The sequence below is a fragment of the Actinomyces sp. Marseille-P3109 genome (assembly GCF_900323545.1).
Lineage (GTDB): Bacteria > Actinomycetota > Actinomycetes > Actinomycetales > Actinomycetaceae > Actinomyces.
In genome coordinates, this window is record NZ_OOHN01000008.1 from 781055 (window position 1) to 797247 (window position 16193).

The 16193-nt window shown below is 70.5% G+C and carries 16 protein-coding genes; 8 read left to right on the top strand and 8 right to left on the bottom strand.

The annotated features are described in order from the left end of the window. Window positions 1–44: 44 nt before the first annotated feature. From BQ8008_RS03710 to BQ8008_RS03725, 4 genes are all read right to left on the bottom strand, one after another. Window positions 45–464, bottom strand: a complete 420-nt coding sequence (locus tag BQ8008_RS03710) for a Fur family transcriptional regulator (protein ID WP_108832858.1) — start codon at window positions 462–464, stop codon at window positions 45–47. Continuing rightward, window positions 461–1351, bottom strand: coding sequence for a metal ABC transporter permease (locus tag BQ8008_RS03715; RefSeq protein ID WP_108832859.1), 891 nt, complete (start codon window positions 1349–1351; stop codon window positions 461–463). The genes BQ8008_RS03710 and BQ8008_RS03715 overlap by 4 nt, the downstream gene beginning before the upstream one ends. Then, the gene (locus BQ8008_RS03720; RefSeq protein ID WP_108832860.1) at window positions 1348–2265 is read right to left on the bottom strand and encodes a metal ABC transporter ATP-binding protein; all 918 of its coding nucleotides are present in this window, start codon (window positions 2263–2265) and stop codon (window positions 1348–1350) included. Before BQ8008_RS03720 ends, BQ8008_RS03715 begins: the two co-directional genes overlap by 4 nt. A 72-nt stretch (window positions 2266–2337) precedes the next feature. Continuing rightward, window positions 2338–3447: a metal ABC transporter substrate-binding protein gene (locus tag BQ8008_RS03725; protein ID WP_108832861.1), complete on the bottom strand. Its 1110-nt coding sequence runs from the start codon at window positions 3445–3447 to the stop codon at window positions 2338–2340. 218 nt (window positions 3448–3665) lie between these two features. Here BQ8008_RS03725 and BQ8008_RS03730 point away from each other — a divergent pair, with 218 nt between their 5' ends. Both BQ8008_RS03730 and BQ8008_RS03735 read left to right on the top strand, forming a co-directional pair. After that, the gene (locus tag BQ8008_RS03730) at window positions 3666–5057 is read left to right on the top strand and encodes a glycine--tRNA ligase (protein ID WP_108832862.1); all 1392 of its coding nucleotides are present in this window, start codon (window positions 3666–3668) and stop codon (window positions 5055–5057) included. A 93-nt stretch (window positions 5058–5150) separates the two neighbouring features. Next, window positions 5151–6455, top strand: a complete 1305-nt coding sequence (locus BQ8008_RS03735; RefSeq protein ID WP_108832863.1) for a YibE/F family protein — start codon at window positions 5151–5153, stop codon at window positions 6453–6455. Window positions 6456–6461: 6 nt separating this feature from the next. Here the strand turns inward: BQ8008_RS03735 and dusB are convergent, their stop codons facing one another. After that, window positions 6462–7766: a tRNA dihydrouridine synthase DusB gene (gene dusB, locus BQ8008_RS03740; RefSeq protein ID WP_199907925.1), complete on the bottom strand. Its 1305-nt coding sequence runs from the start codon at window positions 7764–7766 to the stop codon at window positions 6462–6464. Between the two features lie 174 nt (window positions 7767–7940). Between dusB and BQ8008_RS03745 the strand changes: the two genes are divergently transcribed. From BQ8008_RS03745 to BQ8008_RS03755, 3 genes are all read left to right on the top strand, one after another. Then, window positions 7941–8669 carry an SDR family oxidoreductase gene (locus BQ8008_RS03745; RefSeq protein ID WP_199907926.1) on the top strand — a complete coding sequence of 243 codons (729 nt, stop codon included), beginning with the start codon at window positions 7941–7943 and terminating at the stop codon, window positions 8667–8669. A 5-nt stretch (window positions 8670–8674) separates the two neighbouring features. Then, a complete protein-coding gene (locus tag BQ8008_RS03750; RefSeq protein WP_108832866.1) occupies window positions 8675–9472 on the top strand; it encodes an SDR family oxidoreductase in 798 nt (265 codons plus the stop codon). A gap of 88 nt (window positions 9473–9560) precedes the next feature. Further along, window positions 9561–10061, top strand: coding sequence for a SixA phosphatase family protein (locus BQ8008_RS03755; protein WP_108832867.1), 501 nt, complete (start codon window positions 9561–9563; stop codon window positions 10059–10061). Between the two features lie 57 nt (window positions 10062–10118). On the opposite strand, the gene serB is transcribed toward BQ8008_RS03755, so the two are convergent. Both serB and BQ8008_RS03765 read right to left on the bottom strand, forming a co-directional pair. Then, window positions 10119–10853: a phosphoserine phosphatase SerB gene (serB, locus tag BQ8008_RS03760; RefSeq protein ID WP_267896208.1), complete on the bottom strand. Its 735-nt coding sequence runs from the start codon at window positions 10851–10853 to the stop codon at window positions 10119–10121. Between the two features lie 107 nt (window positions 10854–10960). Next, the gene (locus BQ8008_RS03765) at window positions 10961–12205 is read right to left on the bottom strand and encodes a glucose-1-phosphate adenylyltransferase (RefSeq protein ID WP_108832868.1); all 1245 of its coding nucleotides are present in this window, start codon (window positions 12203–12205) and stop codon (window positions 10961–10963) included. Window positions 12206–12596: 391 nt separating this feature from the next. On the opposite strand from BQ8008_RS03765, the gene glgA reads away from it, so the two are divergent. After that, window positions 12597–13826 carry a glycogen synthase gene (gene glgA, locus BQ8008_RS03770; RefSeq protein ID WP_108832869.1) on the top strand — a complete coding sequence of 410 codons (1230 nt, stop codon included), beginning with the start codon at window positions 12597–12599 and terminating at the stop codon, window positions 13824–13826. Window positions 13827–13905: 79 nt separating this feature from the next. Here glgA and BQ8008_RS03775 read toward each other — a convergent pair whose 3' ends face one another. After that, the gene (locus BQ8008_RS03775; protein ID WP_108834634.1) at window positions 13906–14622 is read right to left on the bottom strand and encodes a hypothetical protein; all 717 of its coding nucleotides are present in this window, start codon (window positions 14620–14622) and stop codon (window positions 13906–13908) included. 135 nt (window positions 14623–14757) lie between these two features. Between BQ8008_RS03775 and BQ8008_RS03780 the strand changes: the two genes are divergently transcribed. Both BQ8008_RS03780 and BQ8008_RS03785 read left to right on the top strand, forming a co-directional pair. After that, complete coding sequence (locus tag BQ8008_RS03780) at window positions 14758–15579, top strand: ABC transporter ATP-binding protein (RefSeq protein WP_108832870.1); 822 nt, start codon at window positions 14758–14760, stop codon at window positions 15577–15579. 79 nt (window positions 15580–15658) lie between these two features. Further along, on the top strand, window positions 15659–16123 hold the full coding sequence (locus tag BQ8008_RS03785) for an NfeD family protein (protein WP_108832871.1): 465 nt from the start codon (window positions 15659–15661) through the stop codon (window positions 16121–16123). Window positions 16124–16193: the final 70 nt, after the last annotated feature.

A 16193-nucleotide genomic window follows, 5' to 3' on the forward strand; every position in this document is an offset into this window, starting at 1 on the left:
GAACCGGTTCGCCGGCCGGCTCGGGCTCCGCCCTGCGAGGCGTCTCAGGCGGTTTCCTGAGTCGAGCAGCCGGCGCACAGGCCGAAGAACTCCGCGGTGTGCTCCATCTGGGTGAAGCCCTGCTGGGCCGAGACCCGCCGGATCCACTCCTCCAGCTCGCCGCCGGCGACCTCCACGGTGTAACCGCAACGGCGGCACACGATGTGGTGGTGGTGCTCCTGCTTCTCGCAGGCCCGGTAAAGGACCTCCCCCTCAGCACTGCGCACCTGGTCCACCGCGCCGGCCTCCGCCAGGGTCTGCAGGTTGCGGTAGACGGTGGCCAGCCCCACCTTGGTGCCCTCGGCCTCCAGGGCGGAGTGGATCTGCTGGGCCGAGCGGAACTCGTCGGTACGCGCCAGGATGTCGGCGACGGCGGCGCGCTGGCGCGTGGCGCGGGGACGCTGCGCGGTACTGCGTGCGCTCATGAACTACCTCCTGAGGTGATGCGGTGCCGTCGGGAGCGGCTGATGAGCTGCCACAGGCCGGACAGGAGGGCGACGACGGCGTAGCCCCCTACCAGGAGTACCACGATCATGGCACCGGGGGAGGCCGCAACCAGGTATGTGATCGTCAACCCGGACACGCAGGCCACCACCCCCAGCCCCATCGCCAGGTACATGGTTCGCGAGAACGAGTGCGAGACGAGCTGGGCGATGGCCACCGGCACGATCATGACGGCGGAGACCAGTAGGGCGCCCACCACCCGCATGGACACCGAGACCGTCAGGGCCGCGACCACCGCCACCAGGACGTTGAGGGCACTGGTCGGCAGCCCGCAGGCGCGGGCGAACTCCTCGTCGTTGCACAGGGCGAACAACGGCCCGCGCAGCCCCAGACCCACCAGGAGCACCAGGGTCGCCAGGGCGATGGTGAACCAGGCATCGGAGACCGAGACCGTGGAGATGGAGCCGAACAGGTAGGAGTTGAGATTCGTTGTCGTGCCGCCGGCCAGGCGGATGAGGATGACGCCGCCGGCAATCCCTCCGTAGAACAGGATCGCCAGGGCGACATCACCGCGGGTGCGGCCGCTGGCGCGGATCACCTCGATCGTCACGGCTCCCAGCACACTGACGACGATGGCTCCGGGCACGGCCCAGGCGTCGTGAGGTGTGACGTTGGCGGCTGCTCCGGCCAGCCAGCCCAGGGCGATGCCGGTCAGGGCGATGTGTCCGATCCCGTCGCCCAGCAGCGCCAGGCCCCGTTGAACCAGGTAGGTGCCCACCACCGGCGCCGCCAGCCCCACGAGCACCGCGACGATGAAGGCCCGCTGCATGAGGGGACTGGCGAGCATGTCGGAGATGAACTCGATCATGGACGGATGCTCCTGCCGGTACTGGGCCGCCCCCCGGACAGCCGATGGTCGAGGACGGGGGCGTGGTGCGCCGGAGGGCCGCCGACGTCCGGGTGGTGGTGGTCATGGTCCCAGTGGCCGTCATCACTGACGGGGGCGCCGACCCTGCCGTCACGTAGGCGGGCCACCTCAGCGGCTGGCCCGTCGGCGACGAGGCGCCCGTCCTGAAGCAGGATCGCCCGCTGGACGACGTCGGCCAGCTCTCCCATCTCGTGCAGAACCGTCACCAGGGTCAGCCCCTGGGCGCGCAGCTCCTGCAGGATCATGGCCAGGGACTCGCGGCTGGCACGGTCGATCCCGGCCAGGGGCTCATCGAGGATGAGCAACTCGGGGGAGCGCACCAGGGCACGAGCGATGAGGACCCGCTGGGCCTGCCCGCCGGAGAAGACCTGGACGTGGTCGCCGGCTCGGTGAGCCAGCCCGACGGCGTCGAGCGCGGCCATCGCCTTCCGCTTGGCCGTCCGGCCTCGGTCCGCCCAGGGGCGGCGCGGCCCCAGGAGCCCGGAGCGCACCACCTCCAGGGCCGTGGCCGGAACGCCTGAGCCGGCACCGATCCGCTGCGGGACGTAGCCGATGCGCTCCCAGGTGACCCTGCGGCGTCGAGTGATGGGGGTGCCCAGCACCTCGATGCTGCCGCCGGCCATGGGCACCAGTCCCAGGACGGTCTTGACCAGGGTGGACTTGCCCGAGCCGTTGGCACCCAGAAGCGCCACGGACTCGCCGTCGCCCACCGCGAGGCTCACGTCGTCCAGAACGAGGCAGGCCCCCAGGACGACCCTGAGGTCCTGGACCCTGATGGCGAGCGCGGACGACGCCGCCCGGGGTGATCCGGACGGCGTCGTCGGTGACGATGATGATGAAGATGGTGATGTCATACCGGTGTGATCATGGCGATCTGGTTGGATGTCGGTTGGATGGGTCGCCGGGGCAGCCGCCCTGGACCGCTGCTACTGGCACGCCAGGGCGATCTTGAGCCGATCCAGGTTGGTGGTCATGGCGTCGGTGTAGTCGCCCCGCTCGGGCTTGGACTCCAGGGGACTGAGGACATTGGTCTCCGCCCCGGTCTCCGTGGCGATCGCCTGGGCCGTGGTGGGGGAGACGAGCTCCTCAGTGAAGATCGTTGTCGTCCCTGTGCTCTGGACCACCGACTTGATGTTGGCCAGCTCGGCGGGGCTGGGCTCGGTCTCCGGGTCGATGCCGGAGATGGAGGCCTGGGTCAGCTTGTAGCGGTCGGCCATGTAGCCGAAGGCGGCGTGGGAGGTGACGAAGGTGGTGCGCTGGCAGGTGGACAGGCCCGTGCTGTACTGCGTGTCCAGGTTGGTCAGCGCTGTCTTCAGCTTGTCCAGTCCCGCCTTGTAGTCGTTGGCGTTGGTCGGGTCGACCTTGGAGAAGGAGGCCTCCAGGGTCTCGGCCACCGCGATCATGCGCTGCGGGTCGAGCCAGAAGTGCGGGTCGAGGTCGCTTCCATGCTCCTCCCCCTCGGCGTGGCTGTGCTCATCGTGTCCGTGCTCGTCGTGTCCGGCCTCGCTGGACTCCGTGGTGGCGGCGTCGGTCGCAGCACTGGTCGCGCCGTCGGTTGCGGCATCGGTGGCTCCGCTCGTGGCCGCGTCACCGTGCTCGTGCTCCTCCTCGACCCCCTCGTGGTGGACGAGGTTGGCCGGCTTGCTCAGGTCCACCACCGTGGGGCCGGAGCCGACCTCCTTGACGGCCTTGTCCAGGGACGGCTGGAAGCCGGGGACGTAGGCGATGAGGTCGGCCTTGCCCAGCTCGGCGGTCTCCTTGCCGGAGAGCTCGAAGTCGTGCGGCTCGACGTTGGACGGAGTCACGGTACTGACCTTGACGAGCGGGCCGCCGATGGCCTCTGCCAGGTACTGGATCGGGTAGAAGGACGTCGAGACCGTCAGGGTCTTACCCGGTGCAATCGTGTGGGCGGAGGAGCCCGACGAGCTCTCACTCTTCAGGGCACTGCATGCGCTCATGCCGGCAGCCAGGATCAGGGTGGCTCCGAGCGCCACGATGCGACGGAGATGAAGGGAACGAGTCTGCGAAACACTCATGCGAATCATTCTCATACTGTCGGAGCGATGCGTCAAACTCCGGTGAGTCCCCGTGTGCGCTGATGAGGCCCGGTTTGCGGGACTGCTGGAGAGGGTGCGCCGCCGGGATGCGGTGCGACGGGCCCCTCACCGACATATGACGGCCCTCCGCCTAGACTGTCCCCACTCGTCCCCACCAAACCAGGCGGGACCACGACCACTCCTGAAGGAGCACTCCGTTGGCATCCACCCCTTCACGCCTTGACGCCGTCATCAACCTCGCCAAGCGTCGCGGGTTCGTCTTCCCCTGCGGCGAGATCTACGGCGGTACCCGCTCCGCGTGGGACTACGGCCCGCTCGGCGTCGAGCTCAAGGAGAACATCAAGCGCCAGTGGTGGCAGTACATGGTCCGCTCGCGCGACGATGTCGTCGGACTGGACTCCTCCGTCATCCTGCCGCGTGAGACCTGGGTCGCCTCCGGCCACGTCGGCGCCTTCACCGACCCGCTCGTGGAGTCCCTGCACACCCACAAGCGTTACCGCGCCGACCAGCTCATCGAGGAGTACGCCGCCCGCAAGGGCCTCGACCCCGAGGCCGTCACCCTCGACATGGTTCCCGACCCCGTCACCGGCCAGCCGGGCTCCTGGACCGAGCCGCGCGAGTTCTCCGGCCTGCTCAAGACCTACCTGGGCCCCGTCGACGACGAGTCCGGGCTGCACTACCTGCGACCCGAGACCGCCCAGGGCATCTTCATCAACTTCGCCAACGTCATGAGCGCGGCCCGCAAGAAGCCGCCCTTCGGCATCGGCCAGGTCGGCAAGTCCTTCCGCAACGAGATCACTCCCGGCAACTTCATCTTCCGCACCCGCGAGTTCGAGCAGATGGAGCTCGAGTTCTTCTGCGAACCCGGCACGGACGAGCAGTGGCACCAGTACTGGATCGACTACCGCAAGGCCTGGTACGTGGACCTGGGCATCGACCCCGCCAACCTGCGCGAGTACGAGCACCCCCAGGAGAAGCTCTCCCACTACTCCAAGCGCACCGTCGACCTGGAGTACCGCTTCGGCTTCGCCGGCTCGGAGTGGGGCGAGCTCGAGGGCATCGCCAACCGCACCGACTTCGACCTGTCGACCCACGCCGAGCACTCCGGCAAGGACCTGTCCTACTTCGACCAGACCCGCTCCGAGCGCTGGATCCCCTACGTCATCGAGCCCTCAGCGGGCCTGACCCGCTCGCTCATGGCCTTCCTCGTGGAGGCCTACACCGAGGACGAGGCCCCCAACACCAAGGGCGGGGTGGACAAGCGCATCGTCCTCAGGCTCGACCCGCGCATCGCCCCAGTCAAGGCCGCGGTCCTGCCGCTGAGCCGCAAGGAGGAGCTGACCGGCCCGGCCAAGGAGCTGGCCGCCCGCCTGCGCCGCTCCTGGAACGTGGAGTACGACGACGCCGGCGCGGTGGGCCGCCGCTACCGCCGCCAGGACGAGGTCGGCACGCCCTTCTGCCTCACCTACGACTTCGACTCGCCCGAGGACGGCGCGGTCACCGTGCGCGAGCGCGACACCATGACCCAGGAGCGCATCCCGCTCGAGGGCGTGGAGCGCTACCTGGCTGAGCGCCTCATCGGCTGCTGAGCGCGCAGGAGACGCCGCCGGCTCAGTAGCCACTCGCATCCCGCCCCGTGTCCCTTTCTCACGTCAGGGGCGCGGGGCGGGCATGATGGGACGGTGAGCACCAACTCGACCTCCTCGAGCCATGAGACCGTCCCTCCCGAGGACATCCCCGAGTCGCCGGGTGGAGAGGCCGGCCGTCAAGGCGGCCACAGCCACTCCCACTCCGGGCCTCTCGACCTGGATGAGGGCGAGGTCCGCCGAGTGCGGATCGTGCTCGGCGCCATCGTCGGCGCCCTGGTGGTGGCCACCGTCATTGGGCTGTTCGTGCTGTGGCCGGGCAAGAGCTCGCTGATCGGCTCGCGCTCCTTCACCGCCGAGGGCGGATCGGTGGGCAAGGCCACCATCACCTCCGTGGATCTGTCGAGCTGTCAGGACGCCGTGAGCGCCCTGACGGAGGTCAACGGCGTCAAGCAGGAGGACTTCTCCAAGGGCCACGTGTGCGCCCGCGTCACCGAGGGCGAGGGCAAGGGCCTGGTCATGCCGGTCCAGCTGGTGGGCGAGCCCCGCAAGCTCGCCCACACCGGCGACCGCCTCGTGGTGCTCTACTCGCCCCAGGCGATCCTGTCCGGCTCCCCGTACTCCTTCATCGACTACCAGCGCCAGCTCCCGGTCGGCGCCCTGACGATCGTCTACCTCGTGCTCGTCGTGGCCGTGGCCGGGCGCAAGGGCGTCCTGAGCGTCCTGGGCCTGCTGGTGGCCACCGGCGTGCTCGCCTTCTTCATGATCCCGGCGATCCTGTCCGGCTCCCACCCGCTGGCGGTGACGATGGTCGGCTCGATGGCGATGATGCTGGCGGCCGTCTACGTGGCCCACGGCGTATCCATCCGCACGACGACGGCCCTGCTGGGAACGGTGGCCGGCATCGTGCTCACCGTGCTGCTCGCGCTGTGGGGGACCGACGCCGCCCACCTGACCGGTGACGTCGACGAGACGGCCCGCCTGCTGGCCTCCCGCACGCACATCGACCTGCAGGCCCTGCTGACCTGCGGCATGGTCATTGCCGGGCTCGGTGTCCTCAATGACGTCACCATCACCCAGGCATCCTCCGTGTGGGAGCTGCACGCCGCCAACCCGCTGCTGTCGCGAACGCGCCTGTTCACCGGCGGGATGAGGATCGGCCGGGACCACATCGCCTCGACCGTCTACACCCTGGCCTTCGCCTACGCCGGCACGGCGCTGCCGCTCATCCTGGCTGCGGCCCTCATGGACCGGGCGGTGCTGGACACCATGCTCTCGGGCGAGATCGCCGAGGAGATCGTGCGCACCCTCATCTCCTCCATCGGCCTGGTCCTGGCGATCCCGGCGACGACGGCGATCGCGGCGGTACTGTGCCGCGTCACCCCGGTTCTCGACGACTGAACCTGCTCAGCCGCCGGAGACGTCGGACTCGGCCTGGCTGAGCATCTCGCGGTGGCCCTCGTCCAAGAGGGGGGAGTCCAGCCATCCGTCGGGAAGGCGCGGGGTCTTGGGGCTGCCGGCCCGGCCCCTGGGCCCCTCGACGATGTCACCGGGGTAGTCGACGACCTCCGGCAGGCGTGAGCGCATGAGCCCCAGTCCGGCGTCGAGCTCCGCCAGGGTCCTGATGCCCATGAGGTCGGCGCGCGCGGCGCCACCGACCGGGTAGCCCCTGAGGTACCAGCCCACGTGCTTGCGCAGGTCGCGCACGCCGCGGTCCTCGCCCATCTCGGCGGCCAGCATGCGCCCGTGGCGACGGATCACCTCGATGACGGCGTCCAGATTCGGTCGGGTGCGCGTGCTCGAGCCGTGCATGGCCGCCACGATGTCGGCGAACAGCCAGGGCCGCCCCTGGCAACCGCGCCCCACGACGACGCCGTCGCAGCCGGTGGTCTCCATCATGCGCACCGCGTCGTCGCCCAGCCAGATGTCCCCGTTGCCGAGCACCGGCAGGACGGTCGCCTCCTTGAGCCGGGCGATCTGCTCCCACCGGGCCTGCCCCGAGTAGTGCTGGCGCGCGCTGCGGGCGTGCAGGGCCACGGCCGCGATCCCGGCTTTCTCGGCTGCCCGGGCGGCGTCGAGGAAGGTCTCGTGCTCCTCGTCGATGCCCAGACGCATCTTCATGGTCACCGGCACCTCCCGTGTGCGCCCGGCGGCTTGCGAGGCCGCCTCGCTGGCACGCACCGCCTCGGTGAGGATGGCGGCCAGCAGGTCTCGCTTCCACGGCAGCGCCGCCCCGCCGCCCTTGCGCGTCACCTTGGGCACCGGGCAGCCGAAGTTGAGGTCGATGTGGTCGGCCAGGTCCTCCTCCACCAGGATCCGCACGGCGGCCCCCACCGTGTCCGGGTCCACCCCGTAGAGCTGGATGGAGCGCACCCGCTCGGCCGGGTCGGTGCGCACCATCGCCAGGGTGCGCTCATTGCGCTCCACCAGGGCCCGGGTGGTGACCATCTCGGTGACGTACAGGCCCGCCGGGGCCAGTAGGCCGCCGCCGGGCGCCGCCACCGGACCGGGGGAGGCGGGCGCCAGCGCCTCGGGCAGGGCCGCCTCGGCCATCTCCCGGCACAGACGGCGGAAGGAGGCGTTGGTGACCCCGGCCATGGGCGCGAGCTCGACCGGGGTGGGAACCTCCAGCGGCCCGATGCGCAGCGGCGCGGGCAAGTGCTCGGGGGTGCCGGCGGTGCAGGAGGAGGGGGCGGTCTCGGTCGTCGTCACCCCGCCATGCTGGCACACGGTCGGCACTCGGGTGCCGATCCACACGTGGAGCGAGCCGCGAGGACACCGGGCCCGGGTCGTCTGTGAAAGAAATAACACAGTCGGATAGAGATCGGCGCGTGACGAATTACTGATGATGAATGCTCTCGCGCGTTACCTTGTGTGCTTGTGCTGATGAACGAAGAGACTGAGCCGTCGATATCACGTTCCGTCGTCGTGACCGGAGCCTCCCGAGGAATCGGGGAGGCGGTCGCGAAGGCGTTCCTCGCACAGGGCGACCGGGTCGCCGGCATCTCCCGCACCGGTGCGGCCCCCGACGGCGCCCTCGCGCTGGCGGCCGACGTCACCGACCCCGACGCACTTGCCCAGGCGCTCAGCGCCGCCACCGAGGCGCACGGCCCCATCGAGGTCCTCGTGGCCTCGGCCGGCATCAACCGGGAGTCCCTGGCGGCCCGCACCTCCTCCCAGATGTGGGACGAGGTCATCTCCGCCGATCTGACCGGCACCTTCAACACGGTGCGCGCTGTCACCCCCGCCATGATGCGGGCCCGTAAGGGGCGCATCGTCCTGGTCTCCTCGGCGATCGCCGCCCGCGGAGGCGTGGGCCTGTCCGCCTACGGCGCCGCCAAGGGCGGGGTGGAGGGCCTGACCCGCTCCCTGGCCCGTGAGCTCGCACCACGCGGCATCACCGTCAACGCCGTGGCTCCCGGATTCGTCATCACCGCGATGACCGCCTCCCTGCCCGACCACATCCGCACCGCCTACCTCGAGCAGATCCCCCTGGGCCGCTTCGCCGACGTCGCAGACATCGCCGGCCCCGTCCTGTTCCTGGCCTCCCCAGCGGCCTCCTACGTCACCGGCGCGATCCTCGGAGTCGACGGCGGCATGGGCATGGGACGATAAGGAGCATGAACCCTCCCGAGGGCCTGCTCAGCGCCCGCACGGTACTGGTCACCGGTGCCCTGCGACCCAGCTCGATCGCCACCCGCGTCGCCGAGGTCGCCGTACAGCAGGGTGCCCGCGTCCTGCTGACCGGCCACCCCCGCACCCTGGCGGCCACGCGCTCGGTCGCCCACCGCTTGGGCCTGCCCGATCCGGTGACGGCCCTGGACGCGGCCGAGGCCCACTCCCTGTCCGCCCTGGCGCCGGCCCTGGAGGAGCTGGGCGTGACCCGCCTGGACGGCCTGGTGCACTCCATCGCCCGCGCCGACCTTGACCTGCTGGGGCAGGTCCTGCCTCCCGAGGACACCGGGCACGCGGAGCGGATGCGCAGCCTTGAGCGGGCCTTCACCGTCTCGGCGGCCTCCCTGCCGGCCCTCGTCGACGCCGCCTCCCCGCTCCTGGGGCGGGGCAGCAGCGTCGTGACCCTGACCTTCGACAGTGCCCGCGTCTGGCCCGGCTACGGCTGGATGGGACCCCTCAAGGCGGCGCTGGAGGCGGGCGTGCGCTCTCTCGCCGTCGAGCTCGGGGGCCGCGGCGTGCGGGTCAACGCCATCTCGTCCGGCCCGTTGAGCACCACCGCGGCGGGCGCCATCCCCGACTTCGAGACGCTCAGCCGGCGCTGGAGCGAGACCGCCCCGCTGGGATGGGACACCGGCAACGCCACCGCCGTGGCCCGCAGCGCCGTCGCCCTGCTGTCCACCTGGATGCCCGCCACCACCGGGCAGACCATCCACGTCGACGGCGGGGCGTGCGTCATCGGCTGAGCGCACGCAGGCGGGCCGCGATCAGCCCTGCCAGAGCCGTGTCGGGGCCGCCGCGGTGCCGTAGGGTAGAGCCGTGACAACGGATCCCATGCGCCGGCTCGTGCTCGTCCGACACTCCAAGGCCTCACACGACGCCGTCACCGACCTGGAACGTCCCCTGACCTCCAAGGGCGCCGCCCTGGCGGACCTGCTGGCCAAGGAGCTGCGCAAGCGCCTGGAGAACACCGACCTGCTCCTGGTCTCCCCGGCCGCCCGGGCCCGCGAGACCGCCCGTCCCCTGCGCGACCGCCTCGAGCCCACCGACACCCTGGTGCGCGAGGAGATCTACAACCTGGGACCCAACGGAATCCTGCGCGTCCTGGCCGAGAACGGCGGAGACGCGGGCGCAGTGGTCGTCGTCGGCCACGAGCCCACGATCTCCGTGCTGGCCCACATCCTCCACGACACCGACGACGACATGGCCTCCCAGATCTCCTTCGGCGTGCCCACGGCCACCGCCGTCATCATCGACGTTCCCGGCAGATGGGTGGACCTGGAGCCCAGGAGCGCCCGCATCCGCGAGATCTTCACCGCCCGCAGGCGCGACTGAGCGCAACTGAGCACAGCGGCCTGCGGCAGGCTCCCGATCCGCGCCGCCGGCCCGCGGTCAGCTGCCGATCAGCTCCAGAACGGCCCGCAGGTCACGCACGTGGACGGCGGCGTCGGCCTGCTCGACGACGACCGGCTTGGCGCAGAACGCCACCCCCAGCCCCGCGGCCGCCAGCATCCCCAGGTCGTTGGCCCCGTCCCCGACGGCGATCGTGCGCTCCATGGGTACTCCGTCCTGCTCGGCCCAGGCGCGCAGGCAGCGGACCTTCTCCTGACGGTCCACGATCCTCCCCAGCACCCGGCCGGTGAGCGCCCCGCCGTCCACCTCCAGCCGGTTGGCCGCCACATGGTCGATATCCAGCCGCTCCGCCAAGGGCACCACGACCTCCTCGAAGCCGCCAGAGACGACGCCCACCCGGCATCCGCGCGCGTGCAGCGCCTCGATGAGACCAGTCGCCCCCGGGGTGGGGCGCACCTCGGCGAGGACCTCGGCGAAGACCTCCTCCGAGACCCCGGTCAGCGTTGCCACCCGCTCTCGCAGCGAGGCGGCGAAGTCCAGCTCCCCGCGCATCGCCCGCGCCGTGACCTCGGCGACCTGCTCACGTGTTCCGGCCCGCTCGGCGATGAGCTCGATGACCTCCTGCTCAATGAGGGTGGAGTCCACGTCCATCACCAGCAGGCCGGGGCCCTCGGTCACCAGGGGACCGCCGGTCAGCACGCCACTGACCCGCACAGAAGTGTCAGCAGCCGCTCCGGCGGAGGCATCCTCAGAAACGTTGAAGGCATCGCTCATGGCGTCATGCTAGCCGCGTACACGACTGCGCCGTCGCCCGGAGGGCCCAGACGACGGCGCAGCAGACAGTGGCGCGGCTGGAGGCGGACGGCCAGGAGCCGCCCGGGTCAGCGGGTGACGACCTGCCCCTTGGCCACCACCGTGATGCCGGACTCGGTCACGGTGAAGCCGCGCTCGCGGTCGTGCTCGGGGTCGATGCCCACCATGGCGCCCTCCTCGACCCGGACGTACTTGTCCAGGATCGCGCGGCTGACCACGGTGTTGCGGCCGACCTCGGCCCCGTCCAAGAGGACGGACTCCCGCACCGAGGACCAGGAGTTGACGCGCACACCGGGGGACAGGACCGAGGAGATCACCTCACCGCCGGAGACGATGACACCCGGCGAGACGATCGAGTCGACCGCGTGCCCCAGGCGCTCGTGGTGCCCGTAGACGAATTTGGCCGGCGGCATGGCCGCCTGGTAGCCGGCGAACAGCGGCCAGCGGTCGTTGTACAGGTTGAACACGGGGGTCACCGAGATGAGGTCCTGGTGGGCGTCGAAGAAGGCGTCCACGGTCCCCACGTCACGCCAGTAGTCGCGGTCACGCTCGGAGGAGCCGGGAACGTCGTTGTCCTTGAAGTCGTAGACGCCGGCAGCGCCCTGGTTGACGAACCAGGGCACGATGCTGCCGCCCATGTCGTGCTTGGAGGACTCGTCGGCGGCGTCCACCGTCACTGCCTCCAGAAGCGCGTCGGCGTCCATGATGTAGTTGCCCATCGAGGCCAACACCTCGTCGGGGGAGTCCGGCAGGCCGGGGGTGTCCTTCGGCTTCTCAACGAACGCCTTGATCTTGCCGCGGTCGGACGGGTCGGTCTCGATGACGCCGAACTGGTCCGCCAGGGACCGGGGCTGTCGGATGCCCGCCACGGTGCAGGGCAGCCCGGAGGCGATGTGGTGGTCCAGCATCTGGGAGAAGTCCATCCGGTAGATGTTGTCCGCACCGGTGATGACCACGTAGTCGGGGCGCTCGTCGTCGAGCAGGTTGAGGGACTGGTAGATCGCGTCGGCGCTCCCCAGGAACCAGTGCTTGCCCACTCGCTGCTGGGCCGGCACCGGGGCGATGTAGTTGCCCAGCATGTCGGACATGCGCCACGTCTTGGAGATGTGGCGGTCCAGAGAGTGGGACTTGTACTGGGTGAGCACCACGACCTTGAGGAAGCCGGAGTTGATCATGTTGGACAGCGAGAAGTCGATGAGCCGGTAGATGCCGCCGAAAGGAACGGCGGGCTTCGCGCGGTCGACTGTCAGGGGCATGAGACGCTTGCCCTCGCCGCCGGCGAGGACGATTGCGAGTACGCGAGGTTGAGCCATGTGGCCCACCTTACGTTGCTCGATGGAGTTATGGGGCCAAACAGATCACAATTTGAGCCGATCCCGAGAAGCGCGCCGCAGTCCCCAGGCCCACGCCTGAACGGGTTTGTGCGGGGTGAGGCAGGTCTGAACGGGGTCGGCCGTCACCGCCGGGTCCCGGAGGACTGCCGGCAGCCGACACCCGACACGGACCTTCGATCTAGTTCCAGTCCTGTGCGTCTCCCCAGGCGGCCCGCACACGCGAGTCGGTGGAAACCACCGAGGTCGAACAGTCCCACTGGGAGGCGTGTACGTATACCGTCGGGCGTGGTGCCCGCCCCACCGCGGACGCCCGTCCTGCGCCGAGGAAGGCGCGGTCAGTCCATCCAGCAGACAGAGGAGAGGCACACCCATGAGGGTCGACCTGCTGACCAAGGAGTACCCACCCTTCATCTACGGCGGCGCCGGAGTCCATGTCAATGAGCTCGCCAAGGTCCTGCGCCCCCTGGCCGACGTCCGCGTCCACGCCTTCGGCGGTCCCCGCGAGCCCGGCACCGAGGGGGCCGACGACGGCGTCATCGGCTACCCCGAGATCGCCGAGCTCGAGGGCGCCAACGCTGCCCTGCGCACCTTCGGCGTCGACCTGGAGATGGCCCAGGGCACCGAGGGGACCGACATCGTCCACTCCCACACCTGGTACGCCAACCTCGCCGGTCACCTGTCCGGCCTGCTCCACGGCGTTCCCCACGTCATCAGCGCCCACTCCCTGGAGCCGCTGCGCCCCTGGAAGGCCGAGCAGCTCGGGGGCGGCTACGCCCTGTCCTCCTGGGCGGAGAAGACCGCCTACGAGGCCGCCTCCGGCATCATCGCCGTCTCCAACGGCATGCGCGAGGACATCCTGCGCTCCTACCCGGCCATCGACCCCGAGCGCGTCAAGGTCGTCCACAACGGCATCGACCTCGATGCCTGGAGGCACCCGCAGGGCGAGGGCGCCGATGCCGCGGCCGCCGCAACCCTCAAACGGCTCGGCATCGACCCCGACCGCCCCACCGTCGTGTTCGTCGGACGCATCACCCGTCAGAAGGGCCTGCCCCACCTGCTGCGCGCCTGCGAGCAGCTGCCCGACGACGTCCAGGTCATCCTGTGCGCCGGCGCCCCCGACACCCCCGAGATCAAGGCCGAGGTCGAGGGCCTCGTGGCCCGCCTGCGCGAGAAGCGCACCGGGGTGGTCTGGATCGAGGAGATGCTGCCGCGCCCCGAGCTCATCGCTGTCCTGGCCGCCTCCGACGTCTTCGTGTGCCCCTCGGTGTACGAGCCCCTGGGCATCGTCAACCTCGAGGCCATGGCCGTGGGTCTGCCGGTCGTCGGTTCGGCCACCGGCGGCATCCCCGATGTCATCGTCGACGGCGAGACCGGTCTCCTGGTGCCCATCGAGCAGGTCCAGGACGGCACCGGCACCCCCATCGACCCGACCCGCTTCGAGGCCGACCTGGCCGAGCGCCTGACCACCCTGGTCACCGACACCGAGGCCGCCAAGGCCATGGGACAGGCCGCCCGGCGCCGCGTCGAGGAGCACTTCGCCTGGGAGGCCATCGCCCAGCGCACCATGGACGTCTACAACTGGGTCCTGGCTCAGGGCTGACAGAACACCACGGGCCCTGAGCCCTGCCGCGCTGGCCGGTCCCGGCCCGCGTCGTCGGAAACCGCCGAGTGGCGCGCCCCTACCGGGCCGCCCACCACTCGGTGGCCGCCGCGGCGCCGTGACGGGCCACCGCCAGCAGCGGGCGCAGGACACCGGATCGCCGCTGCGCCTGAAGCGCCGTCGTGGCCGCACCGTCGTCGTCCAGAGCCAGCTCGCAGACGCCCGCCAGCCGCAACGAACGCTCCAGCAGCTCCCGGTTGCGCGCCGGCAGCCAGGGCGGGATGAGGCGCGGGTCCACCACGGCGGTGAGCAGGTCGTTGAGGGCGTCGGCCATCTCCGGGCGCTCGCGGGCCAGGTCCAGCTCGACGAGCGAGTCGATCGCCTCCTCGGTGGCGGAGTGCACCCGTCTGCGGGCATGGGCGGCGTCCAGTGGTGGCAGCGGGCCTGCCACCGGTTCGGTGCGCCAGGTCACGGAGGTGCCGGACTCCTCGGGCACCAGCAGGACCCGCCCGGGCGCGCCCTCGATGACAACGCCCTCCTCGACGTCCGGGGCGATGCCCCAGGTGCCGGCGGCAGCGGAGGGGAGGACCGCCGTCACCCGGGTGAGCGGGCGGGCCCCGGCGAGCCAGTGATCCAGACCGACCCGCTCGGGTTCAGCGGCATCGGCGGCGCCGGTCGACGTGCCGATGACGTCATGGACGCCGTCGGGCCCCTGGACCAGCGACATGCCGTGGGAGGAGGGGACCGGCGCCCACAGGGCCAGCACGATGCTGACGGGCAGGTTGAGGGGATCCATGATGCTCAACCATAGTGAACGGCAGTGCCGCGGCCCGGATCCTCATGGTCGATCCGGATAGTCGGTTCGAATGGTCACTGCCCTGCCGTCCCGCATCTGCCCGGTGTGACGTCTACTGCACGATAGGATCGGCTCATGACCAGTGTCCTCCGTCTCGACGACGTCTCGCTGCACCGCGGCAGCAACCAGATCCTCAACCACGTCAGCTGGACAGTGGAGGAGGGGCAGCACTGGGTGCTGCTGGGACCCAACGGTGCGGGCAAGACCACCATCGCCAGGATCGCCTCGGCCAGGCTCTTCCCCTCCTCGGGGACTGTGGAGGTCCTCTCCGAGAGGCTCGGGCGCGTCGACGTCTCCGAGCTTCACCCTCGCATCGGTCTGTTGTCCTCGGCGTTGGCCGTCAACGTCCAAGATGGTGAGAAGGTCCTGGGCGTGGTCCTGTCGGCCTCCTACGGGCGCATCGGGCGCTGGCGCGAGGAGTACGACGACTTTGACGTCGAGCGCGCCCACGCCCTGCTGGGTGCCCTGGGCGCCGGGCACCTGGCCGACCGCGTCTGGGGGACGCTGTCCTCCGGGGAGCGTAAGCGCGTCGAGCTGGCCCGCGCCCTCATGCCGGACCCGGAGATGCTCTTCCTCGACGAGCCCGCCTCAGGACTGGACCTGGCCAGCCGCGAGCAGCTCCTGGCTGCGCTCACGGAGATCATCTCCTCGCCCGACTCACCCTCCATGGTCATGGTGACCCACCACCTCGAGGAGATCCCGGAGAGCTTCACCCACGCGCTCACGCTGCGAGGGGGAGAGGTGGTGGGCTCCGGCCCGCTCGAGCAGGTCCTCACCGAGGACACCATCAGCTCGACCTTCGGTATGCCGCTGGAGGTCACCCACGACCGTGGCCGCTACACCGCCCGAGGCCGACGCACCGGCCACGGCAGGCGCGTCGCCGAGGCAAGGGGCTGAGCGGATCGGGCGCGACCGGCCGAGCCGGACCGCGCCCTCACCGCGTCCTCATACCAACCGCGTTCATCAGGAGGTTCCTATGGAATGGCTGTTCTGGATCGGAGGGGCCCTGCTCCTCATCGTCGTCGAGACGATGACCGCCGATCTCACCTTCCTCATGATCGCCGGTGGGGCGCTGGGAGGAGGCTTGACGGCCTTCCTCGGAGGCCCCCTGTGGGCCCAGGTGGTTGTCTTCGCCTGCATCTCCACCCTGCTGCTCTTCGCCGTGCGACCCTGGGCCAAGCGTCGCCTGACGGCCACCGCCCCGCAGATGAAGACCAACGTCGATGCCCTCATCGGCAGAGCCGCCACCACCATCACCGCGGTGGATGACGGCGGCGGCCGGGTCCGCCTGGGCGGTGAGGAGTGGAGCGCCCGCCTGGCTCCCGCCGCTCAAGGAGTGACCCGTCTGGAGGCGGGAGCCCGCGTCACCGTCACTCAGATCGACGGGGCCGTGGCCGTCGTCGCCCCGGCGGCGACACCCGCCGACGCCTCCGGGGCCTGACCGCAGGGCTCCCACCGAACCGAGCCCAGCGCCGCCGCCAGGCCGGTGATGTCCTACCGTGTCGGCATTG